The sequence below is a fragment of the Blastomonas sp. genome (assembly GCF_041747255.1).
Lineage (GTDB): Bacteria > Pseudomonadota > Alphaproteobacteria > Sphingomonadales > Sphingomonadaceae > Blastomonas.
The window spans coordinates 1-2,009 of sequence record NZ_JBGTFM010000458.1 but is presented as its reverse complement, the minus strand read 5'-3'; the positions used below and the strand labels follow the sequence as shown (position 1 = coordinate 2,009).

The following is a 2,009-nucleotide window of genomic DNA, read 5'->3' as shown; positions in this document are numbered from 1 at the left end:
CTTCTTCCGCGCCGCCACCCCGATCAGCGAAATATCGAACCTCAAGATCGGATCGCGCCCCGCCAGCCGCAGCAAGAGCCAGCGCATCGAAGACCTGCGCGCGATCCCGTGGGTGTTCAGCTGGGCGCAGGCGCGGATCATGCTGCCGGGCTGGTATGGCGTGGGCGAGGCGCTCAACGGCTTTGCCGACAAGGGGCTGCTCAAGGCCATGGCGGAACGCTGGCCGTTCTTTCAGGCGCTGCTCGGCAATATGGAGATGGTGCTGGCCAAATCCGACATGGGGCTGGCGCGCCATTATGCCGGGCTGGTCACCGACGAGGGCCTGCGCGACCATGTGTTCGGCACAATCGAGGCGGGCTGGCATGCGGCGCACGACAATCTGCTGACGATCACCGGCCAGTCGCGGCTGCTCGCGGCCAATCCGGCGCTCGACATCTCGATCCGGCTGCGCCTGCCCTATATCGAGCCGCTCAACCTGCTGCAGATCGAACTGATCAAACGCCACCGCGCCGGCGAGGAAGACCCGCGTATCCGCGAGGGCATCCAGCTGTCGATCAACGCGATTGCGACGGCGTTGAGGAATAGCGGGTGATGGGCAGCGAGCATCGTCAAACCGTGCAGGTGTCCTCACCTTGTATGCGGGGATAGATGAGGTTGTTGTCGCCCAGAGTGACTTGGCGATCCGTTCATTCGGAATGCTCGCAGGCCCACTTTTTCGACCATAACATACCAGATATTCAAGCTGAATATAGGCAGTGAGCGTAACACAAGCCCAATCACCTCCCGCATCATCGCATCAAAATCACCCGCTGCAGCGTTATTCGCTGGTCCGGGCGCGAAAGCATTGCCAAGGTCCGATTGTCCTTCCCGCCCCAAAGCAGAACCGTCAGGCTTCCCCCGATGTATGATTGAAACGATTGCCCAATTTATCGAAGTGTACAGCGCGCAGATCGGGCTGGCGGTGCTCGTGGCGATTTTTGCGGCGTTCATGACCGAACGGTTTCCGCCCGTTGTCGTGGGGGTCACCGGGGCCGCAATCGTAATGGTGCTCGGCTTTGTCAGCGTCGCCGATGTGCGCGGGGTGTTTTCAAACTCCGCGCCGCTGGCCATTGGCGCGCTGTTCGTGCTGTCTGGCGCTCTGGTCCGCACCGGGGCGATCGAGGCGGTGATGGGGCTGCTCGTGCGCCGCGCCGAAAGCGCACCCAAGCGCGTGATGGTGGAGGTGCTGGGCGGCACGCTGGGCGCAGCGGCGTTCGTCAACAATACGCCGGTTGTGATCATCATGATCCCGATCATCAAGAAGCTCGCCAAGACGCTCGGCACATCGGCGACGCGGTTGCTGATCCCGCTGTCGTATCTCTCGATCCTTGGCGGCACGCTGACGCTCGTCGGCACATCGACCAACCTGCTGGTCGATGGCGTCGCGCGCGAGCTCGGCCAACCCGCCTTTGGCATTTTCGAGATCACCGGCGTCGGCCTGTTTGCCGCGCTCAGCGGCGTGCTGACGTTGCTGGTGCTTGGCCCCAGGCTGCTGCCCGACCGACCCGAGAGCGCGCCCGCCGACAGCGAGGCCCATGAGTGCCTGTCTGAACTGCTGGTGCTGTCCGGTTCCCCGATGATCGGGCGCAAGATCGGCGAGATTGGCGCGCTCAAGCCCGAGCGGGCGCGCATTCTGGGGCTCAAACGCCAGGGCCAGGTCCAGCGAAAGAATTTGGCCGACACCACGCTCGAACCCGGAGACCGGTTGGTGATCGCCGCTTCACCGCACGAGCTGGCCGCCTATGCATCGGCGGATGGCTTTGAAACCGGGATCGCCGGGCTGGGTGGCGGCCTGGCGCTGTATGGCAAGGAGCGCCCCGAAGACGTGACGCTTTACGAAACGACCATCGCCCCCACCCATCCCAACATCGGCCGCCAGCTCAACGAAATCCCCATGCTCTCGCGGCTGCGCATCCGCATATTGGGGATATCGCGCGCGCGCCATCTGCCCGGCCCCGATCTGCCGACCG

General features: G+C 63.9%; 2 protein-coding genes. Both read left to right on the top strand.

Translation table 11 applies throughout. From position 1 onward, the window contains the following. On the top strand, positions 1-592 hold a 592-nt coding region (locus tag ACEW8G_RS15240), incomplete at its 5' end, for a phosphoenolpyruvate carboxylase (RefSeq protein WP_373489248.1). Between the two features lie 312 nt (positions 593-904). Continuing rightward, a partial coding sequence (locus ACEW8G_RS15235; RefSeq protein ID WP_373489247.1) for an SLC13 family permease occupies positions 905-2,009 on the top strand: 1,105 nt, incomplete at its 3' end.